Below are 24,244 nucleotides of genomic sequence, written 5' to 3'. Positions count from 1 at the left end.
TCGAACACTACCCGGCGACAGCGGACGTACAGCGGACTGCCAGCGGGGGCGCGCACCCTGTAGCCCCCAGCACAGAGGAGTTCCGCGATGCCTTCGTCCAACCTCAGGATCCGGCTCGGATCCGTCGCACTGGCCCTCGCCGGTGTGCTCTTCATCCTCTACCCGGCGGTCCGGCCCTGGGAGGACGAGACCACGGCGGAGGGCGCGACCGCGGCCATGTCCTCGGGCAACTGGGTCGCCGCGCACCTGTTCGCGATGCTCGGCTTCATTCTGGTACCCCTCGGCCTGCTCGCCGTCCGCGACGCGCTCCGGGCCACCCGGGGCGCCGGACCGGCCCTCGCGGGAGCGGTCACGTACTGGATCGGCGCCGGTCTGACCCTGCCGTACTACGGCGCCGAGGACTTCGGCCTGCACGCGGTCGCCGGCAACGCGACCGGGGGACTCGACGTGCTCGAACTGGTCAAGGCCGTCCGGTTCCAGCCGGTCGCGATCACGATCTTCCTGGTTGGCCTGCTGCTCCTCGGCGTGGGCGCGGTGCTCGTCGCCGTGGCGGTCTCGCGGGCCGGCACGCTGTCGCGGACGGCGGCCGTCGTGTTCGCGGTCGGCTTCGCCCTGTTCATCCCGCAGTTCTACGCGCCGCCGGCCGGCCGGATCGCGCACGGCGTGCTGGTGGCCGTGGGCTCGGTCTGGTTGGCGCTGTCGCTGTGGCGGACCCGCCCGGCCGCGGCGTGACCGCCGGCTAGAGTGCCGGCTCCAGGTGCGCCCACGGCCGGGCCGCCTCCAGCTGGGCGGCCAGCGCCAGCAGCGTCCCCTCGCTCCCGAGCCCGCCGACGAACTGCACTCCGAGCGGCAACCCGTCGGCGGTGCGGTACGTCGGCACGCTCATCGCCGGCCGCCCGGTGATGTTCGCCAGCTGGGTGTACGGGTTCGGCGCGAGATTGGTCCGCATCACGGTGTCCCACATGGGCGTCGACGCGAGTTTCCCGGCGAGCCCCAGTCTCAGCAGGACGTGGCCGGCCGCGCGGACCGCCCGGGGCGTGTCCAGCTCCCCGATCCGGACCGGCGGCCGGGCCAGCGTCGGGGTGAGCAGCAGGTCGTAGCGGCTGTGGAACACCGCGAGCGCCCTGCTGTACGCGTTCCACCGGTGGTGGGCGGCGACGTACTCGTGCGCGCGGGTCGACCGGCCGACGGCGGCGAGCAGCCGGGTGTCGAGCTCGAAGTCGCTGGCGGGCGCGCCGGTGGCCTGGCGGGCGTAGTCGACGGTGTGCGCGACCTGCCCGCACCACATGGTGAGGAAGTCGAGGGCGAGCTGGCGCTCGTCGACGCCGGTCTCGGCGGGCCCCACGTCGTGCCCGAGCTTCGTGAGCAGCGCCGCGGCGTCCTCCACGGCGGCGACGGCGTCGGGGTGCACCTCGGTGTCGATCGGGGAGCGGGTGGCGAACCCGATCCGCAGGGTGCCGGGGTCGCGCCGGGCGAGGTCGGCGTAGCGCACCTCGGTCCGCGCGTGCAGGTACGGGCCGCCCGGGTCGTGCCCGGCCGTGAGCACGTCGAGCATCGCCGCCGAGTCGCGCACGCTGCGGGAGACGACGCCGTCGGTGGCCGCCCCGTGCAGGTACTCGGCGAAGTGCGGTCCCGTCGGGACCAGGCCCCGCCCTGCCTTGAGCCCGAACAGTCCGCAGCAGGCCGCCGGGATCCGGATCGAGCCGCCCCCGTCGCTCGCGCCGGCCATGGGCACGATGCCGGCAGCCACGGCCGCGGCGGAGCCGCCGGAGGAGCCGCCGGGGGTGTGGCCGAGGTTCCACGGGTTGCGGGTGGGGCCGTACACCTCGGCCTCGGTGATGCTCTTCGTGCCGAACTCCGGGGTGCCGGTCTTGCCGAACACCACGAGGCCCGCGTCGAGCCAGCGGTGCACGACGGCGCTGTGCTCGGCGGCGGAGAGGGTGGTCAGTGCGCGGCTGCCGCTGGCGGTGGGCTGGCCGGCGTAGTCCTGCAACAGGTCCTTGATCAGGAACGGCACGCCGGCGAACGGGCCGGACAGGGTGCCGGCGGCGCGCTCGCGGGCCAGCCCGTGCATCGGGCGGACGATGGCGTTCACCGCGCCGTTGACGGCCTCGGCGCGGGCGATCGCGGTGTCGAGCAGCTCGGCGGCGGACACTTGTCCACTGGAGACCAGTTCGGCGAGGCCGACCGCGTCGTGGGCGCGGTATTCCGTGTACTCCACCTGCAACCCCCACCTGAAAGTATGGTGTCAGCACCCTACCGCCCGGTAACCCGCCGTGGAAGCATGTGGGGCGTCCCGCCGGGCTCAGGAGGACCACTGAGCCCGGCGGGGCCGGGGCTACCCGAGCGCCCCGTGCACGGCGAACTCGCTCGCGGAGACGTACGTGCAGGCGGCGAAGTTGCCCGGGCACGTGCCGCCGATGTCGCCGACCTGGGTGCCGACGGCGGTGAACCGGATGTAGCGCACGCCGGTGCCGGTGCCGGCCGACGGGGTCACCGGGTTCATCCGGTGCCGGTCGGCCGGCGCGAAGTGGCCGGTGGCTGCGGTCTGCCACGCGACCCCGTCGGCGGAGGTCTCCACCGTGTAGTCGCCGACCGAGGCGCTGCCGCCGAGCCCGCACCCGGAGGCCGGGTCCACGGAGAACTCCTCGACGTCCACCGTGTCGGGCAGCTTCACCGTGACGCTGCGCGGGGCCATGCCGCCGCCCTGGGCCTCGACGTCGCTCACCCAGGCGTTGCCGGGGGACTGGTCGATCAGGTTGCCCGGACCGCAGCCGTCGGAGGTGAAGTCGTGCCCGGTGGACGCGAACACCGCGCCGCCGCCGGAACGCGACGCCCAGTTCCGGCTCAACGACCAGTCCAGGGCGTTGCCGCCGGAGTTGACCGACACCGCGGAACTCTTCTGGTCGTAGCCGGCCGCGGTGGCCGACACCTTCGGGTAGGTACCCGCCGTGATGTTGTTGATCGTGTACGCGCCGGTGTTGTCGGTGACGGCGGTGTAGCTGCCGGCGAAGCTCGACTTGTGCCCGCCGAACACGACGACCGCCCCGCCGATCGGCTTGCCCGTCACGATGTCGGTGACGGTGCCGGTGAGGGAGCCGCGCGGCGTGCTCGCGGTCGGCGGCAGGCTGAAGTCCTCGGCCGGGACGGTGTCGTCACCGTCGAGGGTGCCGGCGAACCAGCCCATGCCCCGGGTCGCGAACACCTTCCAGATCGCGGCCTGGTGCTTGCCGCCGCCCACGATGTTGTCGGCGCGCAGGATCGCGTTGCGCTGGTCGAGGAAGGACGGGTTGGCCGGGGACAGCTCCATCGCGCGGGTGAGCAGGTTCTCGGTCAGCTGGCTGCCGAGTACCGTGCGCAGGTCCCACAGGGTCTCGCCCCAGATCTCGCCGTCGGCGTGCACCTCGGGTCCGCCGGCGATCTTCCCGAACGCCCCGTAGGTGTACCCGCCGGCCGGGCACTTCGGGGAGGTGGTGCCCACGGGGCAGTCCATCGGCTGGGTGCGCAGCAGGTTCGCCCCCGCGCCCAGGTACCTGCCCAGCTGGATCTCCCCGTCGGCCGACGTGTCGGCGAACAGCCCCTTGCCGACCAGGAAGTCCATCGCGTACCAGTCGCTCCACGCCTCGCCCATCGACCCGGACTGGATCCCGGCGAGGGTGGAGACCCCGTTGGCGTCCACGACGAGCCGGTTGGACAACCCGTGGGTGTATTCGTGGTAGACCACGTCGGCCACGTCCCCGGAGTTGCCGGCGATGAACGGGTCGGCCGGGTCGGTGGGGCTGTGGAACAGGTACATCCGCATCTGCGGCGGCGTGCCGTCGGGGAAGGTGGCCATGTTCGCGTTGTCGATGTGGTCCCCGTCGGGCAGGCCGGCGGCGGTGTCCGCGCCGTCGAGGCCCCGGACCTGCACGGCGTCGCCGTCCTTCTTCTCGAAGTTGCCGGCGTTGGAGGTGAACCCGATCGGCGCGCCGGCCAGGTGGTCGTGGAACGCGCCGGCGAAGTGCAGCAGCTGCACGGCGTTCTGCTTCGCGTTCGTCTTCCACGAGTTGGCCACGGCCGGATTCCACGAACACGGGTACTGCGCCGCGCACGGCGGCCCGACCGCCGCGTTGAAGTTCGTGAACGGGTAGTTCCACTTGCCGGGCGCGCTCGGCCCGACCTCCTCGCCGTCATCCGGCTTGGCGTTGTCGTTGACGTCGAGGTAGACGTGCGCGACGTTGCCGTCGAGGGTCTGCGCCCCGGCCGGCAACCAGCCCGGCCCGGTCAGGTCCCGGGACTGCTGCTTGCCGCCCTTGGCCGCGCCCGGGTAGTTCTCCCAGGTGGTGCCGGTGTCGCGCTGGGCAAGGTTGCGGCGCAGCAGCACCCACCCGGTCCGCGCGTCGATCACGTGCAGGTACGCCGCGTCGCGCAGCGTCGTCTGCCAGCCGAGCCGGGGACCGGCGGCGGACTGGAACACCACGAGCTGGGCCCGGTCGCCGTTGCCGAACCGGGTGGACCGCTCGGGGCCGGCCGACTCGTCGGCGTTGCCGGCGACCGTCGTGCCGTGCACGTCCCGGGACGCGGCGGCCCGGGCGTCGGCGGCCGACATGGTGGCCGCCGCGAGCGTGGCCGGCAGGTTCGCCACCGGGGAGCCGTCGACCTGGATCAGCTCGCCGGCCTTCGTGACGTGCGCCTTGACGCCGTTGCCGTAGACCGGCACCCCGCCGACCCGCTGGACGTAGTGCAGGTGGTGGGTGCCGGCGACGTCCACGTAGTCCTTGCGGAGCGTGAGCCCGGCGACAGCGGCCGGGCCCAGTCCGAACACGTCCGGGTGCGCGCGGAGATAGCCCAGCGCGACCGTCCCGGCGTCGGCGCGCACCGGGCCGGTGAGGAAGCCGTCCAGCTTGGCGACGAGCCTCGGGGTGCCGGTCAGCGGGTCGATGTCCACGATGCCCTGGGTGCCGAGGGCGTCGCGCAGGGCCCGGACCTGTGTGTTCCCCGCGGCGCGGGCCAGGTTGGCCGGGCCGGCACCGGTTCGGGCGTCGTAGTCCGGCGGGCGTTCGCCCCGGCTGGCTGCGCCCGGTGGTGTGGGCGGGTCGGCCTGGGCGGCCGTGGGCTGCAGCCAGGCGCCCAGCACCGCCAGCACGGCGACGCCGGTCGCGGCTTGTCGCCGCGAGAACAACGCGATAGGTGTACGCACAGAGCCTCCTCGTCTGGCGGTGGCGGAGTGCTACCGCACCAGCGGGGACTCTATTCACTATTTGTCCGCTAAATAGGCGTTTCAGTGATTCGCGTGGCCGGCCGATCCATTCGTCACAGTCGTCATGTTGACTGAACCCGAACACGGGTATCGACCCACGCCAGTCCATTCCGGGTCACCAGCAGGACCGGGAACGGGTGGCCGGCGTGGGGTGGGAAGCGGCCGGCCCCTCGCGTACCCCCTTGGATCGTGGTTTCGGGTTGAAGAAAGCCCAGCGTGACCCCATGATCCAGGCGTGGAAGCGACCCTGTGTGACGTGTGTGGCCGGGTCCTCGCCGCCGAGGAGGTTCGGGCCGTGCTGCTGCCGGACTCCTCCGCCGTGCACCCGACCCGGCGCGACCTCGACGGCCTGCGCCCGGTCACGGCGTGCGGCCCGGACCACCTCGCCGCCGTCACCGTCGAACTGCGGACCCGGGACTGGGCCGACGAGGAGCTGTGGGCCGGCCAGATCGTCCGGGCGCTGGCCGACGCGGCCCCGGACCAGGTCGGCCGGGCCGAGCTGGCCCGGGCGACATCGCTCAGCCACGAACAGATCGAGCGGGCCGTGACCTGGCACAACACCCAGATCCGCCGGATCGACCCGGCCGACCACGGCCCGTTGCCCCTCTGAACCCGGCTGGCCACCGCCCAGGGCCGGCCAGCCGGTGCGGCCCTGTGGCGTCCGCCGGCCCCGGTCAGTCCTCCAGGGCGACGAGGTCCAGCTCGGCCATGCCGTCGGGGTCGGCCACCACGTCGATGGCGAGGATCCTGCCGTCGACGATCGTGAACCGCAGCACGATCCGCGGCGTGCCGTCCACGATCGCCAGACCGCCGACCGACCCGTCGACCAGTGCCGGCCGGACCGCCTGGGCCCGGCCCAGGAACGAGCCGGCCACCTCGTGCGCCCCGCGGACCACGGCGTTGCCGCCCATCCGCACCGCCGCGGCGTCCGCGCGCACCACGACGTCCGGGTCGAGCACCGCCAGCAGCGCCTCGAAGTCGCCGCCGCGCGAGGCGGCCAGGAACGCCTCGACGACCTCGCGCTGCCGGCTGACGTCGGCCTCCGGGTTCGGGCCGGCGCCCTGCACCCGGCGGCGGGCCCGGCTGGCGAGCTGGCGCGCGGCGGCCGGCGTGCGGCCCACGATGGGCGCGATCTCCTCGAACGGGACGGCGAACAGGTCGTGCAGCACGAACGCGAGCCGTTCGGCCGGCGCGAGGGCGTCGAGCACCACGAGCAGCGCGAGCCCGACCGAGTCAGCCTGCACCGCCTCGTGTTCCGGGTCCACAGTGTCCGCCGCGGCGACGACCGGCTCGACGACGTGCGTCTCCAGGGACTCCTCCCGGCGGGTGCGGCGCGACCGCAGCATGTCCAGGCACACCCGGCCGACGACGGTGGTCAGCCAGCCGCCCAGGTTGTCCACCTCGGCGGCGTCGGTCCTGCTGAGCCGGATCCAGGCCTCCTGCACGGCGTCGTCGGCCTCGGCCTGCGAACCGAGCATCCTGTACGCCACCGCCCGCAGGTGGGTCCGGTTGGCCTCGAAGCGTTCCGCCAGCACGTCGTGTTCGTCCATCGGATGGTTCTCCGTCTTCTCGTCGCGTCCGGTCACCCCTATGACGAACGGAACCCGACCGGTGTGACAGTTCAAGATCATATCGGGGGCTGCGGGGTACCGGTGGCCCGTGCGACCCTGTCCCGGTGTCCCAGACCCACGACCTGAGCGTGCGCGACGGCGTCCTGACGAAGAGCTACACCTCCTGGCGGCGGGGCGAGCACCGCAGGGAGTGGACGATCCTGACCCGGGTGCACGCGCACGCCCCCGACCTGGTGCCGCGCCCGCTGTCGGCCGACCTCGACGCCGACCCGCCGTTGATCACGATGAGCCTGCTGCCCGGCGAACCCCTGGGCGCGGGCCCGCTGACCGGCCGGCAGCTCGACGCGCTGGAGACGGCCCTGCGCGAGCTGTGGTCCCTACCGGCGGCGGACCTGCCGCCCCGACGACCGGCCTCCGACGCCGACGTCGCGTACTGCCGGGAGCTGCTGACGTCGGTGCCCCGCCCACCCGGCGGCACCCCGGCGCTCGCCTACGACGCGGCGCTGGCCTGGTGGGACGGCCCGGATCTCGACCAGTTCCGCACCCCGCACCCGGAGCCCGTGATCGGCCACGGCGACCCGAACCTGCCCAACTACCTGTGGGACGGCACCCGGATCCGGATCGTCGACTTCGAGGACGCCACCCGCAGCGACGTCGCCCTGGAGCTGGCGGCTCTGGTCGAGCACCTGTCCGCGCGGGACACCGACTGGGACGGGTTCAGCGCCCGGTTCGACGTGGACGCCGGGCGGCTGCTGGCGGCGCGGCGGATCTGGACGACGTTCTGGCTGCACATGCTGGTTCCGGGCGGACGGTCGGCGGAGCGTAATCCGCCGGAGGTGCTCGAGGCCCAGGCGGGCCGGGTCCTGGACCTGCTCGGCTGACCCGACCCGGCTCCCGGCCGGCGCGGCGCGGCGGGATCTGGCAGCCTCCGGGCCTGCGCGTGCGGAAGTCCCGGCTTCCGGACCGGAGGCCCTCAGCGCCCGGGCCGGCCGCGCCGACCCGGGCGGATACCTCAGGGCGCGGGCCGCAGCGCCACCTGGATCCCGATGTGCACCCCGGACGCGGCCGTCGCGGTCCGCATCCCGCTCGGCCCGGGCGCGCCCAGGCCGACATCGGACGCCTCGGCCAGTGCGTCGCGCGGCAGGTCCACGTTGGGCGAGGACACGTCGTACCGCTCGGTGCCGCCGGCCGGCGGGGTGACCGCACCCTCGGCGTTGACCCCGACGAGCAGGATCAGCCGGGTACCGGCCACCGTGGTCGTCACCGAGGGCCCCTCGACGGCGGTGTCGGCCGTGGAGTCCACGGTCATCCCGGAGACGTCGACCGGGTTGGCGGCCGAGACCCCCCGGTACGCGGACACCCCAGCGGCCAGCCGCCGGAACTGCGTCGTCGTCCACGTGTACCCGGTCGGCTCGGCGGCCCCGGCGGTGTGCACGTACACCGCGTGCCGCAGCGCCCCCGCGACGGTGCCCTGCCGGACCTCCGTCCAGCCCGACGGCACGGTGAGGGGCGCGTCGTCGCTGTTCACCACGACGGACGCCACCAGGACGTCCCCGCTGGCGGTGCCGGCCGGCCGGGCGACGGTGACCGAGGACCGTCCGACGTTCGAGCCCGACGAGGCCGAGCCGACGAAGCTGATCGTCCCGGACGGCGGTGCCGACCCGGCCGGGCGCAGCGCCAGCACCGCCCCGATGTGCGCGCCGGCGACACTGGCCGTCGCGGTGCGCACCCCGGTGGCCCCGGCGGCTGGCTGGGCGGCGTCGGAGGCCTCGACGAGCACGTCGCGGGCGTTGTCCGGGTTGGGCGAGGACGCCTCGTACCGTTCGGCCATCACCGCCGCCGGGGTGACCACGCCCTCGGCGTTCACGGCGGCGAGTGCGACCAGCCGGGTGCCGGGCACGGTCGTGGTCACCGAGGGCGCCTCGACGGCCGTGTCGGGTGTGGTGTCGACCAGCGCCCCGGACACGTCCACCGGTTGGGTGACGTCGACCCCCTGGTAGGCGGAGACGCCCCCGGCGAGTCGGCGGTAGTCCGACGCCAGCGCCCAGGTGTAGGTGGCGGGCTCCGCGGTTCCCGCCACCCGGGTGAAGACGGACTGGCGCAGGGTCGAGGCGATCACGTCGTCGCGGACCAGTGTCCAGCCCGCCGGGGTGCCGAGTGCCGGTGCGGTGTCGTTGACGGCGATCGAGGCGACCAGCACGTCACCGGCCGCGGTACCCGTCGGCCGGGCGATGGTGATGCTGGTCCGTCCGGTCGGGTCGGCGTTGGCGGCCGAGGACCGGAACCTGATCCCGGCGGACTCGACGAACGCCGCGGTGTAGGTGACCTCCGTCGCCGGCAGCGTCACGGTGTGGGTGGCGGCCCCGCCGTCCGACCAGGTGGAGAACTCCCAGCTGTGGCCGGCGGCGTCCTGCGGGGAGACCACGCCCAGTTCCCTGGTCATGCCCACCACCCCGGTCACGGTGGCCGGGGTGGTGACCGGCTGCCCGTCGAGCGTGACCCGCAGGCCGCCCGGATCCGACGCCAGGTGGACCTGCGTGGTGTTCGGCAGCACGTCCCGCACGACGTGGTGGGTGAGGTGCGTGGAGTCGGTGACTGTCAGGTGGATCCGGAAGAACACGTCGGCGGACACCTCGCCGGACGTCGGGACCACGAAGGACCCGGACGACTGGCCGGTCACCGGCCCGAGGAACGGGTGCACGTGGTCGGCGTGGTGGAAGACCACCTCCCAGGTGAACGCCGACGGCGGCAGCGCGCCGTCCTCGGTGTCCGTCGCGCTCCCCGAGTAGGTGATGGTGTCCCCGGCGTTGTAGTGCGCGCCCGACGGCGGCTGGTCGATGCTGGCCACCGGCCGGTCGTTGGCGAGTACCCGCAGCTCGGCCCCGGCGCTCACGTCGCTGCCGTACGGGTTGGTCACCCTGGCCCGGAACACCGCGTGGTCGTCGGCGAGCGTGGTGGAGGCCTTCGAGTACGTCGCCGCCGTCGCCCCGGCGATGTCCACCCCGTCGCGCTGCCACTGGTACGCCAGGGGCGGGGTCCCGTCGGCCGACACGCTGAAGGACACCGGATCGCCGACCGACACGGTCTGCGGCGCCGGGTCGGTGGTCACGGTCGGCGCGACGGCCGCCTCGTACGCGACCCGCCGGACCTGGGCGGGCTCGCGGTCGGCGCGGGTGAGGACCCACAGGTGGCCGTCGTCGGACACCGCGAGGTCGACCACGAACCGGAACCCGGTCCCGAACGGCGTCATGGCGTGCGAGGCGGGGCTGAGCTGGTGGACCCAGGAGCCGCAGTAGTCCCCGAAGAAGTACTGGCCCACGTACTGCGCCGGGAACCGGGCGGTGTGCGGGTCGTAGAACACGCCGGCGGTGATGGCGCAGCCGGTGGTGGCGGTGGTGCCGTGCCCGTAGGCGAACACCGGCGGGGTGAAGCGGGCGTCGACGACGGGACCCTCGACGGTCGGCCAGCCGTAGTTGCCCCCGGCGGTGACCTCGTTGACCTCCTCCCAGGTGTGCTCGCCGACGTCGTTGACGTAGTACCGGCCCGTCCCGGGCTGCACGGCGGAGGTGAACGGGTTGCGGAAGCCGAGGGCCCAGATGGCCTTGTTGATGCCCGTGGTCTGCGCGTAGAACGGGTTGTCCGCCGGGATGGTGCCGTCGGGATTGAACCGCAGGACCTTGCCGAGGGGGCTGGTCAGCTGCTGCGCCAGGGGCGGCGAGGCGTTGTCGCCGGTCGGGACGTAGAGCTTGCCGTCTGTGCCGAAGTGGATGTCGCCGCCGTTGTGCACCAGGGCCGCGCCGAGGGTCGGCAGCTCCACGATGACCTGTTCGCTGCCGGGCACCGCGACGTCGCCGTCGGCCGTGAACCGGCTGACCCGGTTGTGGCTGGCCGGCACCTTGGATGTGTAGTACACGTAGAGGAAGTGGTTGGTGGCGAACGCCGGGTCGAAGGCGATGCCCAGCAGTCCACGCTCGCTGCGCGCGTCGGGGTCCACGGTCAGGAACGGCGTCGGCAGCATCGTGCCGTTCTTGATCACCCGGAGGGTGCCGGCCTGCTCGGACACGAACAGCCGGCCGTCGGGGGCGAACTCCATCGCCGTCGGCGCGGTGGGGGAGGCGATGACGGCCTCGGAGAAGCCGGCGGGCACGGCAGCCGACGCCGGCCGGGGCAACCAGGCCAGGACCAGCACAACCCCCAGAACCAGAGCGACAACGCCCCGACGGGTACTGGCCAGGAACGCGCTCTTCGGCGGAACCACCATCGGGTCGAGCCCCCTTTACGGTGCATACCGGTGCGTAACAGAGAAGATGGTCGCATGTGGGCGTGGTACAGGTGATCCATTCGCCGAAGACCGCGAGCGTCCATGACCGACCCGGCACCGTGGCGTAACCTGGCCGCGTGACTCGTCAGCCGACCCTCAATGATGTGGCTGTCGCCGCCGGGGTGTCGCTGGCGACGGCGTCGCGGGTGCTCAACGGGTCCGACCGCAAGGTGTCGGCGACGCTGCACGACCGGGTCATGGCGGCGGCCCAGGCCCTGCACTACACGGCCAACGCGCAGGCCCAGGCCCTCGCCCGCCGCTCGACGGCGCTGGTGGGCCTGCTGCTGCACGACATCGCCGACCCGTACTTCTCGGGCATCGCCTCGGGAGTCCTGTCGGCGGCGGTGGCGCGCGACCTGCGGGTCGTGATCGCCGACACCGGCGCCGACCCCGACGCCGCCGTCGCCCACCTGTCCGCGCTGCGCGGGGAACGGGCCAGGGCGGCGATCCTGGTCGGCAGCCGCACCACCGACCGGGCGGGGGAGAAACGCCTCGCGGAGGCGATCGGTCAGTTCACCGCCGCCGGCGCCCGGATGGTGTGCGTGGGACAACCGGGCCTGCCCGGGGACACCGTGGTCCCCGACAACCGGGGCGGGGCCCGCGCCCTGGGCGCCCACCTGTCCGGCCACGCCCGGGTCGCGATCGTCGCCGGCCCCGACCGGCTCCGCACCGTGCGCGACCGGGTCGCCGGATTCCGCGCCGGCCTCGGCCACCCGGAGACGACCCTGGTGTCGGCGGAGTTCAGCCGCGACGGCGGCTACGGGGCGGCCGCCCACATCCCCGACGGCACCACGGCAGTGTTCGTCACGTCCGACGTGATGGCCACCGGCCTGTGCACGGGTCTGCGCGAACGCGGCCTGCGCATCCCCGAGGACATCGCCGTCGCCGGCTTCGACGACATCCCGGTCATCCGCGACCTGCATCCGGCACTGACCACCGTGGCATTGCCGCTCGCCGACATGGGCAGCCAGGCACTCCATCTCGCGCTGGCGGAGGACGGTCCCTCCCGCACGGTCACCATCCCCACCCGACTCGTCATCCGCGACAGCACCAGCACCGGGTCATAGGATGCCGATACGGTTCTCCGACGGAAGGTGCGAGGATGCGGTCCCGCGTGACGGGAATGTGGTGGGGAACCACTGTCGAGGCGCCCGACCCCGGCGCGCTGGCGAGGTTCTACTCCGAGCTGCTCGGGTGGCCCATCGGTCACGAGGAACCGGGAACGACGATCCTCGCCGTTCCTGAGGGAAACATGTACGTCGTCTTTCAGGAAGCGACGGATTACCAGCCCCCGGTGTGGCCCCCCGTCGAGGGCCGGCAGCGCCCGATGATGCACTTCGACTTCCAGGTCGCCGACCTCGACTCGGCGGTCGCCGAGGCCCTCGCTCTCGGAGCCTCGGTCGCCGCGACCCAGCTGCGGGACAACGTCAGGGTGCTCGTCGACCCGGCCGGCCACCCCTTCTGCCTCTGCCGCGACGACGGCTGATCGCGGGGGCCGTGCGACTCCGGCCAGCTGGGTATTCTCACCTCCCATGACGGAACCGAGACCGGACCGCGCGGCACTCATCCTCCCTGGTCGGGGCTACGGCCCGGACGGCCCGCTGCTCAGCTACGCCCGATCGGCCGCCGAACGCCGCGGTGCGGAGATCGGCACGGTCCGCTGGACCGGTGCTGACGAGCTGGTCCGGCTCCCGCCCGCCGACCGCGAGCGCCAGGCGTACGCGCAGGCCGCGCCGCACCTCGACGCCCTCAGCGCCCCGCGCCCGGTACTCATCGGAAAGTCCCTCGGGGTGTTCGCCGCCGCGCTGGCCGCCGACCGGGAGCTGCCCGCGGTATGGCTGACCCCAGTGCTGTCCCACCCGGACGACCTGTCGGCACTCCGCCGGGCGGCCGCGCCGTTCCTGCTGGTCGGCGGCACGGCCGACCGGTTCTGGGCCGGAGACGTGGCCCGGGGACTGACCGGACACATCCTGGAGATCGAGGACGCCGGACACGACATGCTGGTGCCCGGGCCGTTGGCGGACTCCGCGGCCGTGCTCGGCCGGGTCGCGTCCGCCATCGAGGAGTTCCTCGACGGGGTCGTGTGGCCGGGCGAGCAGGACGGCCTCCGGCCACCGCGGGTGGCGTCGTCCAGGTGAGCGGGCTCGCGCGGGGCGACTAGCCTGGGGCGGTGTTCGCAGCAGACGACAGGGACGCCGTCAGGACCAGGCTGATCGCGCTCGCCGAGGCTGACCCGGGGATCAGCGGCGCGGCGGTGATCGGCTCGTTCGCCGGCTCGGGCGGGGACCGGTGGTCCGACATCGACCTGATGCTCGGCGTCGAGGGCGACCTCGGGGCCGCGCTGGAGCGGTGGACGGCGGTCCTCGTCGGTGAGTGGGGGGTCGTGCACCACTGGGACCTGCCCGTCGGCGCGTCGGTGTACCGGGTGTTCCTGCTACAGAACGGGCTGGAGGTCGACCTCGGCTTCGCGCCGGCCGCCGGATTCGGCCCGCGGGGGCCGGCCTGGCGCCTGCTGTTCGGGACGCCGGTGGTGCTGGAGCACGCCCGCCCGGCCGACCGGGACACCCTGATCGGCATGGCCTGGCACCACGTGCTGCACGTCAGCACCTGTGTCGAGCGCGGCCGGCCGTGGCAGGCGTTGCGCTGGCTCAACGAGGCCCGGGGCAAGGTGTTCGGGCTGATCGACCTGCGACTGGGCGCGCCGGACGGCTTCACGCCGAAGGAGGACGCGTTGCCCGAGGAGGCGACCGCACCCCTCGTCGGGAGCATCGCCGGATCCCTGGAACCGGCGGAACTACGCCGTGCCCTGGCCGTCGTCATCGGAGCGCTCGATCACGAGGTCGAGTTGTGCGACCCGTCGCTCGCCGCCCGGCTACGGCTGCTGCTGGCCGCGGTCGCCTAGCTACTTGCCCCTGAAAAACTCGTGGGCTGGGCGGTCGTTGTTCTGGGCATGTTGAGGTCAACGACCGCCTGGTCAGCATCGTGGGATGGGTTGCCGCAGGAGCTGCTGCGGTTGCCAGTGGAGTTAGCGCAGGTCGACGGTCTGCTGGATGATGCGCGGTTCGTCGAGCCGTTCCGGCCGTACTTCGATTCCTCGAGGGGTCGTCCGTCGACCCCGATCGACACGTATTTGCGGTTGATGTTCTTGAAGTTCCGCTACGGGCTGGGTTATGAGTCGCTGTGTCGGGAGGTGGCGGATTCGATCTCCTGGCGCAGGTTCTGCCACCTTGGACTGTGTGAGCGGGTGCCGCATCCGACCACGCTCATGAAGATCACCACCCGGTGCGGGGACGCGGCGGTGGTTCGGTTGAACGAGGCGCTGCTGGACAAGGCGGTGGAGGGCAAGGTGCTGCGGGTGGGAAAAGTGCGGGCCGACACCACCGTGGTGTCGGCCAACGTTGAGCACCCCACCGATTCCGGCCTGTTGGCCAAGGCGGTCACCAAGACGAGCCGGCTGGTCAGGCGGATCAAGGCGGCTGGTGGCGCACCTCGGACCCGCTGTCCTGACCGCTCCAGGGCGGCTGGGCGCCGAGCCCGCCAGATCGCCTCTCGGCTGCGATTACGGGTCGGCAAGGACGAGGCCCAGCAGATCGTGCGGCGCATCACCGGAGAACTGGCCGACCTCGCCGAGCACGTCAGCGCAGACGCCGATGCAGTGCTACGCAACGCTTTCCGGGCCCTCAGCAAGGCCCGTGGGCCGGTGGCAGGCAGACTTCGCCGGGCAGCCGACGAACTCGCGTCCCTCCTGGCCCGCACTGGCCAGATCATCACCCAGACCCGCTCCAGGCTGGCCGGCGTCATGCCCGACTCGGCTACCCGCGTCATCAGCCTGCACGACGTCGACGCCCGCCCGATCGTCCGAGGGCGTCTGGGAAAACCCGTGGAGTTCGGCTTCAAAGCCCAGGTCGTCGACAACGAAGACGGCATCATCCTCGACCACACCATCGAGCTCGGCAACCCTGCCGACGCCCCGCAACTGGCACCCGCCATCGCCCGCATCGCGGCCAGAGCCGGGCGGGTGCCTCGCGCGGTCGCCGCTGACCGCGGCTACGGAGAAGCCCGCGTCGAGGCCGCGCTGCACGACCTCGGAGTCCGCATCGTCGCGATTCCCCGCAAGGGCCAGCCCGGCCCTGCCCGCCAAGCCGTCCAGAAACGACGCGGTTTCCGCGACCTCATCAAGTGGCGCACCGGCTGCGAAGGACGCATCAGCCACCTCAAACGCCGATCCGGATGGGACCGCGCCCTCCACGACGGCCTCGCAGGCGCCCGCACCTGGTGCGGACACGGCGTCTTCACCCACAACCTCATCAAAATCAGCGCCCTGACAGCCTGAACAACCCAAAAGGCCCAGACAACACCCGAAGGCACCACCCGAACTCATGAGTTTTTCAGGGGCAAGTAGCTAGCTGGCGATCTCCCAGATGTGCCCGGCGGGATCCCGGAAGCTGGCGGTCCGGACGCCCCAGGGCCGGTCCATCGGCCCGTTCAACAGCTCCACGCCACGGCCGACCAGCTCCGCGCAGGTCTTGTCCACGTCCTCCACCTCGATGGTGAACTGCACCCGGGACCCGGCCTCCGGCCCGGCGACCGTGGCGGGCCCGATGAGCCCGGGCGCCTCCGCGACGTCGAGGAGGTTGATCAGGGTGTTCCCGAAGTGGAACACGGCGGAGTGCTCGTCCTCGAACATCACCGGCAGGTCGAAGACCTCCTGGTAGAACCGCTTGGCGGCCCCGAGATCCTCGACGAACAACGTGATGGCACCGACGCCCTTCGGCCACGAGTCCACTGCGGCACCTCTTCCTGTCCTGGAGTCAACAGCCGCACGGTAGCCGACCGGTCTGACATTTCCCCGAGTCCACGACCCGGCGACACTCCGGCCACCGACCTCGGCCACCGGCGACGACCGGAGCGCCACCGGCTGGGCCGCCACGCGGGCGTCGGGTGGCCGCGGAGCGTGGCCGCCCGGCCGCCCGATGGTCGAGACGTCCGTCAACCCGGGGTTGACGATTGGACGAGCGTCAACCTATGGTTGACGCATGACGAACCCCGACCGCACGACGAACCCCGTCCGCCTCGACGACCTCATCGACGCCATCAAGAAGGTGCACTCCGACGTCCTCGAACAACTCTCCGACGCCGTCATCGCCGCCGACCACCTCGGCGACGTGGCCGACCACCTGATCGGCCACTTCGTCGACCAGGCCCGCCGCTCCGGCGCGTCCTGGACCGACATCGGCCGGAGCATGGGCGTCAGCAAGCAGGCGGCCCAGAAGCGCTTCGTGCCGAAGGGCGACGCCATCGACCTCGACCCCTCCCAGGGGTTCAGCCGGTTCACTGACCGGGCCCGCAACGTCGTGATCGGTTCGCAGAACGAGGCCCACGCCGCCGGCAACTCCGAGATCGGACCCGGGCACCTGGTGCTCGGGATCCTCAACGACCCCGAGTCGGTGGCCTCGCGGACGCTCGTCACCCTGGGAGTGTCGCTGGACACCGTCCGGCAGGCGGTCACCGCCAGCCTGCCGGCGGCGGCGGAGGGGGGCGCGCCGGCGCTGATCCCGTTCGACGCACAGGCCAAGAAGGCGTTGGAACTCACGTTCCGCGAGGCGCTCCGGCTCGGCCACAACTACGTCGGCACCGAGCACGTCCTGCTCGCCCTCCTCGAGGTCGAGGACGGCTCCGGGGTGCTCGCCGGTCTCGGGGTGGACAAGGCGGCGGCCGAGGACGTGATCACCGCCATCATCACGGCCATCGTCGCGGCGCGCGGAACAGCCTGACCTTCGCGTTCACGAGGCGCGAAGGTCCCCGGGGAAATAGGATCGCGCCATCATGAACGTGGAGAAACCAGACCTCACCACCCGCACGGACGTGTACGAGCACCTGCGCGCCCTCGTCAACCGCGGCAACCACATCGTGGCGTTGGAGGAAGCGGCCCGGATCGCCGACGGCGCGACCGACCCCGAGGTGGCGCTCCAGGCCCTGACGTACCAGGTGATCGCCGCCGTCAACCTGCGCCGCACCTCCGACTGCGTGCGGCTGCTCGGCAGGGCGTTCGCGGCCGTCGACGCACGTTGGGACGCCGCCATCGCCGGTGAGCTGCACGTCCTCGCCGGCTGGCTGGCGTTCCAGCGCGGGGCCGTCGACCTCAGCGTGCGGCACGTCATCCTCGCCCGGCGGATCTTCGAGCGCGCGGATCCGGCCGGGCTCGGCGTGCTCGACGGCTGGCACGACGTGGCCCTGACCTTCTCCTACCTGGGCCTGCACGAGCACGCGCTCGCCGCGATCGAACAGGTCCGCCGGGCGGAGTCGCGGGCGGGCAACCAGTACGACAGCATCAGTCCCGAGGTGCCACTGCGCTACGCCCTCGCCCGCGACCACCGGGGCGACCCGGCCGGCTGCCTGCGGGTACTGGCCGACCTGGTGGCCGACGCCGCCGCGCGCCGGAGCCGGGGCGCCCACCCGTTCCCGCCCGTCGACTGGGCCTACGTCGCCTACGCCGTGGCCCGCCGCGCCGCGATGGGCGAACCGAGCACCGTCGACGTGTCCGGCTACGACGCGGACCTCGGCCCCGGCGCGGAGGAGCAGGAGATCCGGGCCATGGTCGCCGTCTGCGAGGCGCTGGCGCGGGGCGACGGCGACGGCGCGCTGGACCTGCTGGCCGGGGTGCGGCTGTCCGAGCAGACGTTCGGGGCGGCCGAACCGCACCGGCTGCGGGTGCTCGCCCACACGCTGCGCGGCGACGTCGGCGCGGCGCTGGACGCGCAGAACACGATGCTGCGGCTCGTGTGCGACCGCCTGGAACGCTACAGCGACCTGTTCGTCGACGGGATGGCCGCCCGGATCGACCACGAACACCTGCGGCACAAGGCGGTCCGGTACGCCGGCGACGCCCGCACCGACCCGCTGACCGGCCTGCCGAACCGCCGGTTCCTGCACCACTACCTGGAGGACCTCGCGCTGCACGGCACGCCGGCGATGCTCGGGCTGTGCGACCTCGACGGTTTCAAGGCCGTCAACGACATCCACGGCCACACCGTCGGCGACCTCGTCCTCGAGCGGGTCGCCGCCATCATGGCCAGGATCGTCCGCCGGCACGACCTGGTGGCCCGGTACGGCGGCGACGAGTTCGTGCTGATCCTGCCGGCGACCGGCCCCGAACAGGCCGGCGAGATCGGCGAGCGGCTGCTGGCGGCGATCGCCGCCGAGGACTGGGCGACCCTGGTGCCGGGCAGCATGCTCACCGCGAGCATCGGCTGGTCGCCGCTCGACCCGCGCGATCCGGCGGGCGGGATCCGGGCGGCGGACCGGGCGATGTACGCGATGAAGGGTGCGCACCAACGTTAGTACCCATATCGCCTTCATGAAGTGGTTTGTCAGCGTATGTTGCTGATGCACGATCGGCCGCTGACGGGTGGAGGGCTGTCCATGAGGGTCACACGGGTACGTCTGTGGATGTTCGCGGCGGGAGTCCTCCTCGCCGGGCAGGGCATGCTCGCCTCCCCGGCCGCGGCGCTGGCGGCCCATCCGCTGTCGATCAACACCTCCGCGGCGAACGGCACGGTCGTGGGCACCAGCATGGACTGTCCCTCGGGAACCCTCGACCTGACCCGGCACTTCACCGCCGGTGCGTCCCTGGCCTCCGGCGCCTTCTCGTCCCTCACCGGGCAGGAGAGCGTCGACCTCCAGGTCCTGACGGGTACGACCCAGGCGGCGTTGCGCGGCACCGACAGCCGGGTGACCCTGACCAACGCACGCGGTAGCGTCGTCCTCGCCCTGTCGGCGGGCAGCTGCGCGTCGCCGACCCTCATGCTGTCGGGGGACACCGTGAAGGGCAACGGGACGTGGACCGTGGTGACCGACAACACCGCGACCAACGCCTACCGGGGAGCCACCGGCGCGGGCACCTTCGCCCTCAACGCCGATCTCGGCGCGGGTGCCGCCAATCCGTGGACGCTCGCCCTCAGCGGTTTCATCACGGTCGAACAACCCGACGTCACCGTGTCGACCCGCGCCCGCTGGGGCAACCTGGGCCTGGACTACACGTCGCGGATCCTGACCGTCGAGTACCGGATCGCCAACGCCGGTCCCGGCGACGCCTTCGGGGTGAAACTGCTCGACGCCGCGCCGACCCCTGCCAGCGTCGTCGAGCTCGGACCCTTGCCCCAGACGCTGGGTACCGTCCGCGCGGGACGGACGGCCACGGCACTCGTCCGCTACCGCCTGCCGCTGGGCTCGCCGCCGTGCGCCGTGCTCGTGCTCGGCTGCCGCTTCACGACGGCCCCCCAGGTGGCCGTGGCGGACGCGCTCGACGACGGCGGCACCCAGTCCTCGCAGGTCCAGGTCGTCGCGCCGCTGCTGCCGGTCGGGTGAACGGTCGACCCTGATCCGGACGCGTCGCCGCAGTGGCGGACACGCCGACGGACCGGGTGGCCGGGTCACCGCGGCGTTGCGGGCCGGGTGGCAGGCTCGCAGCTGAGGTCGCGGATCGGCTACAGGCGGGCGGCGGCCTCCTCGACCTGTCGCACGATCGCCAGGGCCTCGGCGGCCGTGGCGAGTTCGCCGGCCTCCCGGAGCAGGGCCAGCGCGTCCTCCCGGCGGCTCTGGGCGGCGGCTACGTAGGCGAGCCCCACCAGGTTCGCGGCCACTCCGGCGGTGAACCCGAGCCCGCGGCGCAGCCGCACCGACTCCTCCAGCCGGGCCCGCGCGCGGTCCAGCCGACCGGCGACGTGGTCGGCGATGCCCAGGTGCCGCAGCGCGTAGGACGCCGTCCGCAGGTCGCCGGCCTCCTCGGCGAGCGCCAGGGAGGCCTCCAGGAGGGGGACCGCCGTGTCGTGGTCGTCGCGGACCACCTGGTGGAAGCATCCGATGCAGAACAGCGCCTCGCCCTCGCCGCGCGGGTCGCCGGCCCGCCGGTACAGCTCGGCGGCGCGTTCGAACAGCCCCAGCTCGGCTGGGTCCTCGACGCGGTCGGCGAGGTACCGCGCGTGCGTGATCCGACCCCGGGCCAGGGTCAGGTCCGCCTCGACAGCGTCCAGTTCGGCGTCGGCTGTGGACAGACCGCCGTGGTCGCCGCCGAAGACGGCGCGCTCGTAGTGCAGCCTGGCCTTCTCGATGCGGTCCGCCGTGCTCATCGTCGCCCCCCGTGTGTCGTGGGCCGACCGGTGGCCGGCTCCCGTGATCCATGTCGGAGCCGTGAGCCTAACGGAGTCCCGGGTGGCAGGGCGGCCCCGATCCGCGCCGGCTGGCCGTCCCACCCCGGTCACGGGGACCCGGCGCGGTTCCCCGGTCCTGGCCGGCCAGCGCCGCACGGCTCCGGCTCAGTGTCCAGCGTCGGTCGCCGGGGCGGTGTCCAGGTCGAAGAGGGTGAGCTGGAGTTCGCCGTGCACGCCCTCCAGCTCGCCCCGCGCCCGCAGGATGTCCAGGCACGTCCGGCAGGTGACCGGGTCGGTCGTGGCCGCGATCGCGCCGAGCTCGCCGCCGGCGACGCCGGTGTGGCAGCGCGCGCCCGGCACGACGAGGTCGCCCAGCAGCCGCACCGGCGCCACGGCGTGCACGACGCCGGTCTCGCGCAGCCGGGCGTTCTCCCCGCGCGCGAACTGCCGCCACAGCGCGGCGACCACGGAGGTGAACTGTGCGATCATGCCGGAGTCCATCCCCCCATCCTGCCCGCCACCTGTGACAAGGGGTATCCCCGCAGGTCAGACGCAGGTGTCGAGCATCTCGGTCAGCGCGACCTTCTCGGTGGCGGTCACGTTGAGGTCATAGTGGTACTTGACACTGCCCCACGCCCGCGCGTACGTGCACCAGTAGGACCGCAGCGGCGGGCGCCACAGGTCAGGCGACTGGTCGCCCTTGGCTCGGTTGGAGGACGCGGACACGCCGATCAGCTGCGAGCGGGTCAGGTCGTTGGCGAACTCCTTGCGCCGGGGCGTGTCCCAGGTGTCGGCCCCGGAACGCCACGCGTTGGCCAGCGGCACCATGTGGTCCACGTCGATCTGGCCGGCGGAGTCGAAGGTCCGCCCGTCGTACTCGCTGTACCAGGTGCCGCTCACCGCCCGGCACTCGGTGTCCTGCTCCACGCCCTCGCCGTCGCGGGCGAGCACGACCTCCCGGGTGTCGCACTTGCCGTACTGCCGCGCCCAGTGCGGGAACTTCTCCCGAGAGTATCCCGCCATCGGGTGCGGGGCCTCCACGTGCAGCGTCTCCAGCTCGGCGCGTACCTTGTCCGCCGGGGGCGGCGTGGGCATGGCCTCCGTGCCGGCCTGGGCGGGCGCGGCGCCGGACAGCAGCACCGTCGCGGCGGCCAGGGCCGCGAGCAGACCTCTCATGAGTACTGGCACAGTCATCTCCCCGTATGGAATGCGTATGATTCGGGCAGATGGTAATTCGGGAACTGTCTAAGATGGTGGCTCGACACGCTGGGACACCGCCATCAGCGCCGTGGCGACGCGGGTGTCCGCACGGGACACGGGGCCTCGGGTGCCGGACCGGTCGGCGACCGTGGTCGACACTTGTGACCATGAGTAGTCAAACCTCTCCGGTCCGGCGGGTGCTGTGGCGGACGGAGAGCTGGTTCATCCGGCAGGGCATGCCGCAGCTGATCACCGGGTACGGCTTCCGTCAGGTCGTCTCCCGCATGGTGCCCTACCTGGTGTTCACCGCGTTGCTGTGGCTGGACATGTTCACCGGGTTCAGCCCGGCGCAGGTCCTGCCGATCGCCGCCGTCGGAGCCGCGGCCACCTGGGCGTGGCTGACCCGGCTGGGCACCAGACCGCCGCCGAGACTGCCGACGGGTACCGCCGTCGCGGTGCTGCTCGCGCACGTGCTCGGGCCACCGGTCGTCGCCGTGGGCATGGCCGCCCTCGGCTGGCTCGACTTCCACCTCAGCGTGCACGGCCTGGTCGAGGTGGTGCTCGACGAGCCGGACGATCTCAGCACTCGTCAGGTGTTCGGCATCATCGGCCAGGTGGTGGGCCTGTGGATCGCCGCGGACGTCCTCCTCGTCGCCGCCGGCTACCTGGTCGCCGCCAACGGCCTGGTCGCGCTGTCCGCGCGTGCACTGCGGCACGCCGTCACCGACCTGCGGCACAGCGCCCGGTTGCAGGGCCGCGCGCTGCCGGTGCTGCTGTTCGTCACCCTGTTCCTGTTCTTCACCGGCGAGTTGTGGCAGCTGTGCAACCGGCTGCCGTGGGTGCGGATCTTCGTCCTGGTCGCGGTGCTGGCCGCCATCTCGGTCCTGGCCGTGGCCACCCGGCTGCGCACCGAGCTCGGCCGGATCGAACGGGACATGAGCCCCGCCGACGTACTGGCCGCCTGCGCGGGCACGCCGCTGGCCCGGCTCGCCCCGCACCTGGCGTCCCGGGCGGTCGGGGCGGCGCTGCGGCCCCGCCAGCAGGCCAATCTGCTGTTCGCGCTGGCGATCCGGCAACTGACCCAGGGCGCCGTCGTCGGGTTCGGACTGTTCTGCCTGTTCACCCTGCTCGGCTGGCTCGTGCTGTACCCGTCGCTGGCGCGGCAGTGGATCGGGGCCCCGATCCAGTACTCGGCGTGGTTCCCCGGACAGCCGGCCGCCATGTTCCGGCTCGCCGTGCTCCTCGCCGGCTTCGGCGGCATGTACTACGTCGTGCACTCGATGAACAACGCCGACGAGCGGGAGGAGTTCTTCGCCCCCACGGTCGCCGAGCTGGAGAGTGTCCTGGCCGTGCACGCCGCCTACGACGCGCTCGACCCGCAGACCCCCGACCGGCTCGGCCCGGACCGGCACCTGCCGTGACCCGCTCCCGGCCTCCCCGACCGTCAGTGGTCCTTCTCCTCCTGGGGCATCACCGGCTCCACCGCCCGGAACGCCGGTGCCAGGCCACGGGACCGCCCGGCGTCGGGCACTTCGTCAGTGCCTGCCGTCGGGGTCGCAGTAGTCGATCTCGTTGGTGGTGCGGAACGGCCCGGTGACCACCTTGCGGATGAACGGCCTGCCCTTCGGCACGTCGTCGGCGGACACCCGGATCGTGAACTGCTGCAGGACCTTCATGTTCACCCCGCCGATCCGGACCGGGCGCCGCACCTCGAACAGAGCCGGCCAGGGGCACTCGAAGTAGCAGCTCGCGCCGCCGCTGATCTGGTAGTAGGCGATGTCGCCGGACCTCAGGGCCGCGTCGATGGTGTCCTTCAACGCCAGGGTCGCCGCCGGGTCCGGGTCGAACTGCCACATCTCCCGCACCGCCTGGACCGCCTTGCTGTCGCGCTGCCACCTCGTCAGGCTCGCCGGGTCGGTGAGCGCCCACGGGTCGAACCGGGGACCGCCGGGCAGCCGGGCCAGGTCGGGGCGGGCGGCCGGCCGGTAGTGGGTGTCGAGGAGGCGGGGCATGGCGGCCAGCTGCCCGACGGCGAACCACAGCTCCAGGGCCTGCTTGAGGTTGTTCTCGATCAGCTCATGCAGCCGGGCGTCGTGCCGGGCGGTGCGCAGCCCCAGCGCGTAGTCGACGGCCGCCGCGGCCTCGGCCGTCATCTGCCGCAGCCGGTTGACGGCCTTGCGGCTCTCCTTCGGGACGGGGCCGGACTCCAGCGCGTGCAGGGCGACCTCGGCGTGTTCGCGCACCGGCGGGATCGCCGCAAGCAGCGCCGCCAGGTGTTCCGGCGGGCACGGCGTGACCTCCACCCACGGCGGCAGCGCGGCCGGCAGGCCCAGCTCCGCGGCGAGGTCGTAGTCCGGGTTCACCCGGGCCTGCCGGGCTCTGCTCAGCCAACCCTCCACGGCGGAGAACCACTCCGACACCTGACCGAGCGTGACCGGGGGGACATACCCGACGGTGCCGGGGTCCGCGGCGTAGTCGGCGTCCAGGAACGCCTCGCCCAGGATCTGCAGCACGTACGCGTTCCACGTGGCCAGGAACTGCGACTCGACGGCCGGAGTGGCCTGCCAGACCGTGAGGCCCTCCGCGGCGAGCTGGGCGCGGAGCCGTTCGGCCGTCAGCAGCTCCTCGTAGGCCGTCCTGCCCGCCTGTCGCATCGCCTCCAGCAGCGCCGTGTCCTTCTCGCCGTGCAGGAACGCGCGCATCTTCGTCAGCATGGTCGGGGAGCCCACTTCGGTCATGCCCATCCTTCGCTCGGGGTGTACCC

At 72.7% G+C, this 24,244-nt stretch carries 21 protein-coding genes; 12 read left to right on the top strand and 9 right to left on the bottom strand.

Going from position 1 to position 24,244, the window contains the following annotated elements; translation table 11 throughout:
• The first annotated feature begins 87 nt into the window (after positions 1–87).
• Positions 88–732: a hypothetical protein gene (locus tag IW245_RS15265; RefSeq protein WP_197003837.1), complete on the top strand. Its 645-nt coding sequence runs from the start codon at positions 88–90 to the stop codon at positions 730–732.
• Positions 733–739: 7 nt separating this feature from the next.
• Here IW245_RS15265 and IW245_RS15260 read toward each other — a convergent pair whose 3' ends face one another.
• Entirely contained in the window at positions 740–2,221 is a 1,482-nt protein-coding gene (locus IW245_RS15260) for an amidase (protein WP_197003836.1), read from the bottom strand.
• Positions 2,222–2,338: 117 nt separating this feature from the next.
• Entirely contained in the window at positions 2,339–5,179 is a 2,841-nt protein-coding gene (locus tag IW245_RS15255; protein WP_233473113.1) for a M36 family metallopeptidase, read from the bottom strand.
• A 295-nt stretch (positions 5,180–5,474) separates the two neighbouring features.
• Here IW245_RS15255 and IW245_RS15250 point away from each other — a divergent pair, with 295 nt between their 5' ends.
• Positions 5,475–5,849 carry a hypothetical protein gene (locus IW245_RS15250; protein WP_197003835.1) on the top strand — a complete coding sequence of 125 codons (375 nt, stop codon included), beginning with the start codon at positions 5,475–5,477 and terminating at the stop codon, positions 5,847–5,849.
• 64 nt (positions 5,850–5,913) lie between these two features.
• On the opposite strand, the gene IW245_RS15245 is transcribed toward IW245_RS15250, so the two are convergent.
• The gene (locus IW245_RS15245) at positions 5,914–6,789 is read right to left on the bottom strand and encodes a sigma-70 family RNA polymerase sigma factor (RefSeq protein WP_197003834.1); all 876 of its coding nucleotides are present in this window, start codon (positions 6,787–6,789) and stop codon (positions 5,914–5,916) included.
• A gap of 125 nt (positions 6,790–6,914) precedes the next feature.
• On the opposite strand from IW245_RS15245, the gene IW245_RS15240 reads away from it, so the two are divergent.
• On the top strand, positions 6,915–7,691 hold the full coding sequence (locus IW245_RS15240) for a phosphotransferase family protein (RefSeq protein WP_197003833.1): 777 nt from the start codon (positions 6,915–6,917) through the stop codon (positions 7,689–7,691).
• A 131-nt stretch (positions 7,692–7,822) separates the two neighbouring features.
• Here IW245_RS15240 and IW245_RS15235 read toward each other — a convergent pair whose 3' ends face one another.
• Positions 7,823–11,071, bottom strand: a complete 3,249-nt coding sequence (locus IW245_RS15235; RefSeq protein ID WP_197003832.1) for a PQQ-dependent sugar dehydrogenase — start codon at positions 11,069–11,071, stop codon at positions 7,823–7,825.
• A gap of 137 nt (positions 11,072–11,208) precedes the next feature.
• On the opposite strand from IW245_RS15235, the gene IW245_RS15230 reads away from it, so the two are divergent.
• The 5 genes from IW245_RS15230 to IW245_RS15210 are packed head-to-tail and all read left to right on the top strand — an operon-like array spanning position 11,209 to position 15,464.
• On the top strand, positions 11,209–12,198 hold the full coding sequence (locus tag IW245_RS15230; RefSeq protein ID WP_197003831.1) for a LacI family DNA-binding transcriptional regulator: 990 nt from the start codon (positions 11,209–11,211) through the stop codon (positions 12,196–12,198).
• A 35-nt stretch (positions 12,199–12,233) separates the two neighbouring features.
• Positions 12,234–12,617: a VOC family protein gene (locus IW245_RS15225; RefSeq protein ID WP_231398813.1), complete on the top strand. Its 384-nt coding sequence runs from the start codon at positions 12,234–12,236 to the stop codon at positions 12,615–12,617.
• 46 nt (positions 12,618–12,663) lie between these two features.
• Positions 12,664–13,269: an alpha/beta fold hydrolase gene (locus IW245_RS15220; protein WP_197003830.1), complete on the top strand. Its 606-nt coding sequence runs from the start codon at positions 12,664–12,666 to the stop codon at positions 13,267–13,269.
• 32 nt (positions 13,270–13,301) lie between these two features.
• Positions 13,302–14,033 carry a hypothetical protein gene (locus IW245_RS15215; RefSeq protein ID WP_197003829.1) on the top strand — a complete coding sequence of 244 codons (732 nt, stop codon included), beginning with the start codon at positions 13,302–13,304 and terminating at the stop codon, positions 14,031–14,033.
• Positions 14,034–14,081: 48 nt separating this feature from the next.
• Entirely contained in the window at positions 14,082–15,464 is a 1,383-nt protein-coding gene (locus tag IW245_RS15210) for an ISNCY family transposase (protein ID WP_197008518.1), read from the top strand.
• A 69-nt stretch (positions 15,465–15,533) separates the two neighbouring features.
• On the opposite strand, the gene IW245_RS42215 is transcribed toward IW245_RS15210, so the two are convergent.
• Entirely contained in the window at positions 15,534–15,917 is a 384-nt protein-coding gene (locus tag IW245_RS42215; protein ID WP_197003828.1) for a VOC family protein, read from the bottom strand.
• Between the two features lie 250 nt (positions 15,918–16,167).
• On the opposite strand from IW245_RS42215, the gene IW245_RS15200 reads away from it, so the two are divergent.
• The 3 genes from IW245_RS15200 (at position 16,168) to IW245_RS15190 (ending at position 19,498) form a co-directional block, all read left to right on the top strand.
• Positions 16,168–16,905, top strand: coding sequence for a Clp protease N-terminal domain-containing protein (locus tag IW245_RS15200; protein ID WP_197003827.1), 738 nt, complete (start codon positions 16,168–16,170; stop codon positions 16,903–16,905).
• A 52-nt stretch (positions 16,906–16,957) separates the two neighbouring features.
• Entirely contained in the window at positions 16,958–18,472 is a 1,515-nt protein-coding gene (locus IW245_RS15195) for a GGDEF domain-containing protein (RefSeq protein ID WP_197003826.1), read from the top strand.
• Positions 18,473–18,553: 81 nt separating this feature from the next.
• Positions 18,554–19,498 (top strand): hypothetical protein, encoded by a 945-nt coding sequence (locus IW245_RS15190; protein ID WP_197003825.1) that lies wholly within the window; start codon positions 18,554–18,556, stop codon positions 19,496–19,498.
• Positions 19,499–19,617: 119 nt separating this feature from the next.
• On the opposite strand, the gene IW245_RS15185 is transcribed toward IW245_RS15190, so the two are convergent.
• From IW245_RS15185 to IW245_RS15175, 3 genes are all read right to left on the bottom strand, one after another.
• Entirely contained in the window at positions 19,618–20,259 is a 642-nt protein-coding gene (locus IW245_RS15185) for a tetratricopeptide repeat protein (RefSeq protein ID WP_197003824.1), read from the bottom strand.
• A 186-nt stretch (positions 20,260–20,445) separates the two neighbouring features.
• Positions 20,446–20,769 carry a hypothetical protein gene (locus IW245_RS15180; RefSeq protein WP_197003823.1) on the bottom strand — a complete coding sequence of 108 codons (324 nt, stop codon included), beginning with the start codon at positions 20,767–20,769 and terminating at the stop codon, positions 20,446–20,448.
• Positions 20,770–20,826: 57 nt separating this feature from the next.
• A complete protein-coding gene (locus IW245_RS15175) occupies positions 20,827–21,468 on the bottom strand; it encodes a GmrSD restriction endonuclease domain-containing protein (RefSeq protein WP_233473024.1) in 642 nt (213 codons plus the stop codon).
• 179 nt (positions 21,469–21,647) lie between these two features.
• Here IW245_RS15175 and IW245_RS15170 point away from each other — a divergent pair, with 179 nt between their 5' ends.
• Entirely contained in the window at positions 21,648–22,901 is a 1,254-nt protein-coding gene (locus IW245_RS15170; protein WP_197003822.1) for a hypothetical protein, read from the top strand.
• Positions 22,902–23,015: 114 nt separating this feature from the next.
• Here IW245_RS15170 and IW245_RS15165 read toward each other — a convergent pair whose 3' ends face one another.
• Complete coding sequence (locus tag IW245_RS15165) at positions 23,016–24,218, bottom strand: hypothetical protein (RefSeq protein ID WP_197003821.1); 1,203 nt, start codon at positions 24,216–24,218, stop codon at positions 23,016–23,018.
• Positions 24,219–24,244: the final 26 nt, after the last annotated feature.

The sequence above is a fragment of the Longispora fulva genome (genome assembly GCF_015751905.1).
Taxonomy (GTDB): Bacteria; Actinomycetota; Actinomycetes; order Mycobacteriales; family Micromonosporaceae; genus Longispora; species Longispora fulva.
This window is presented reverse-complemented; position numbering and strand designations above follow the sequence as displayed.

Excerpts from the sequence above, each read along its gene's own strand:
- IW245_RS15265 (WP_197003837.1), top strand. The coding sequence starts at position 88 with ATGCCTTCGTCCAACCTCAGGATCCGGCTCGGATCCGTCGCACTGGCC.
- IW245_RS15190 (WP_197003825.1), top strand. The coding sequence starts at position 18,554 with ATGAGGGTCACACGGGTACGTCTGTGGATGTTCGCGGCGGGAGTCCTC.
- IW245_RS15185 (WP_197003824.1), bottom strand. The coding sequence starts at position 20,259 with ATGAGCACGGCGGACCGCATCGAGAAGGCCAGGCTGCACTACGAGCGC.
- IW245_RS15165 (WP_197003821.1), bottom strand. The coding sequence starts at position 24,218 with ATGACCGAAGTGGGCTCCCCGACCATGCTGACGAAGATGCGCGCGTTC.
- IW245_RS15195 (WP_197003826.1), top strand. The coding sequence starts at position 16,958 with ATGAACGTGGAGAAACCAGACCTCACCACCCGCACGGACGTGTACGAG.
- IW245_RS15210 (WP_197008518.1), top strand. The coding sequence starts at position 14,082 with ATGTTGAGGTCAACGACCGCCTGGTCAGCATCGTGGGATGGGTTGCCG.
- IW245_RS15180 (WP_197003823.1), bottom strand. The coding sequence starts at position 20,769 with ATGATCGCACAGTTCACCTCCGTGGTCGCCGCGCTGTGGCGGCAGTTC.
- IW245_RS15235 (WP_197003832.1), bottom strand. The coding sequence starts at position 11,071 with ATGGTGGTTCCGCCGAAGAGCGCGTTCCTGGCCAGTACCCGTCGGGGC.
- IW245_RS15170 (WP_197003822.1), top strand. The coding sequence starts at position 21,648 with ATGAGTAGTCAAACCTCTCCGGTCCGGCGGGTGCTGTGGCGGACGGAG.
- IW245_RS15245 (WP_197003834.1), bottom strand. The coding sequence starts at position 6,789 with ATGGACGAACACGACGTGCTGGCGGAACGCTTCGAGGCCAACCGGACC.
- IW245_RS15225 (WP_231398813.1), top strand. The coding sequence starts at position 12,234 with ATGCGGTCCCGCGTGACGGGAATGTGGTGGGGAACCACTGTCGAGGCG.
- IW245_RS15220 (WP_197003830.1), top strand. The coding sequence starts at position 12,664 with ATGACGGAACCGAGACCGGACCGCGCGGCACTCATCCTCCCTGGTCGG.
- IW245_RS15200 (WP_197003827.1), top strand. The coding sequence starts at position 16,168 with ATGACGAACCCCGACCGCACGACGAACCCCGTCCGCCTCGACGACCTC.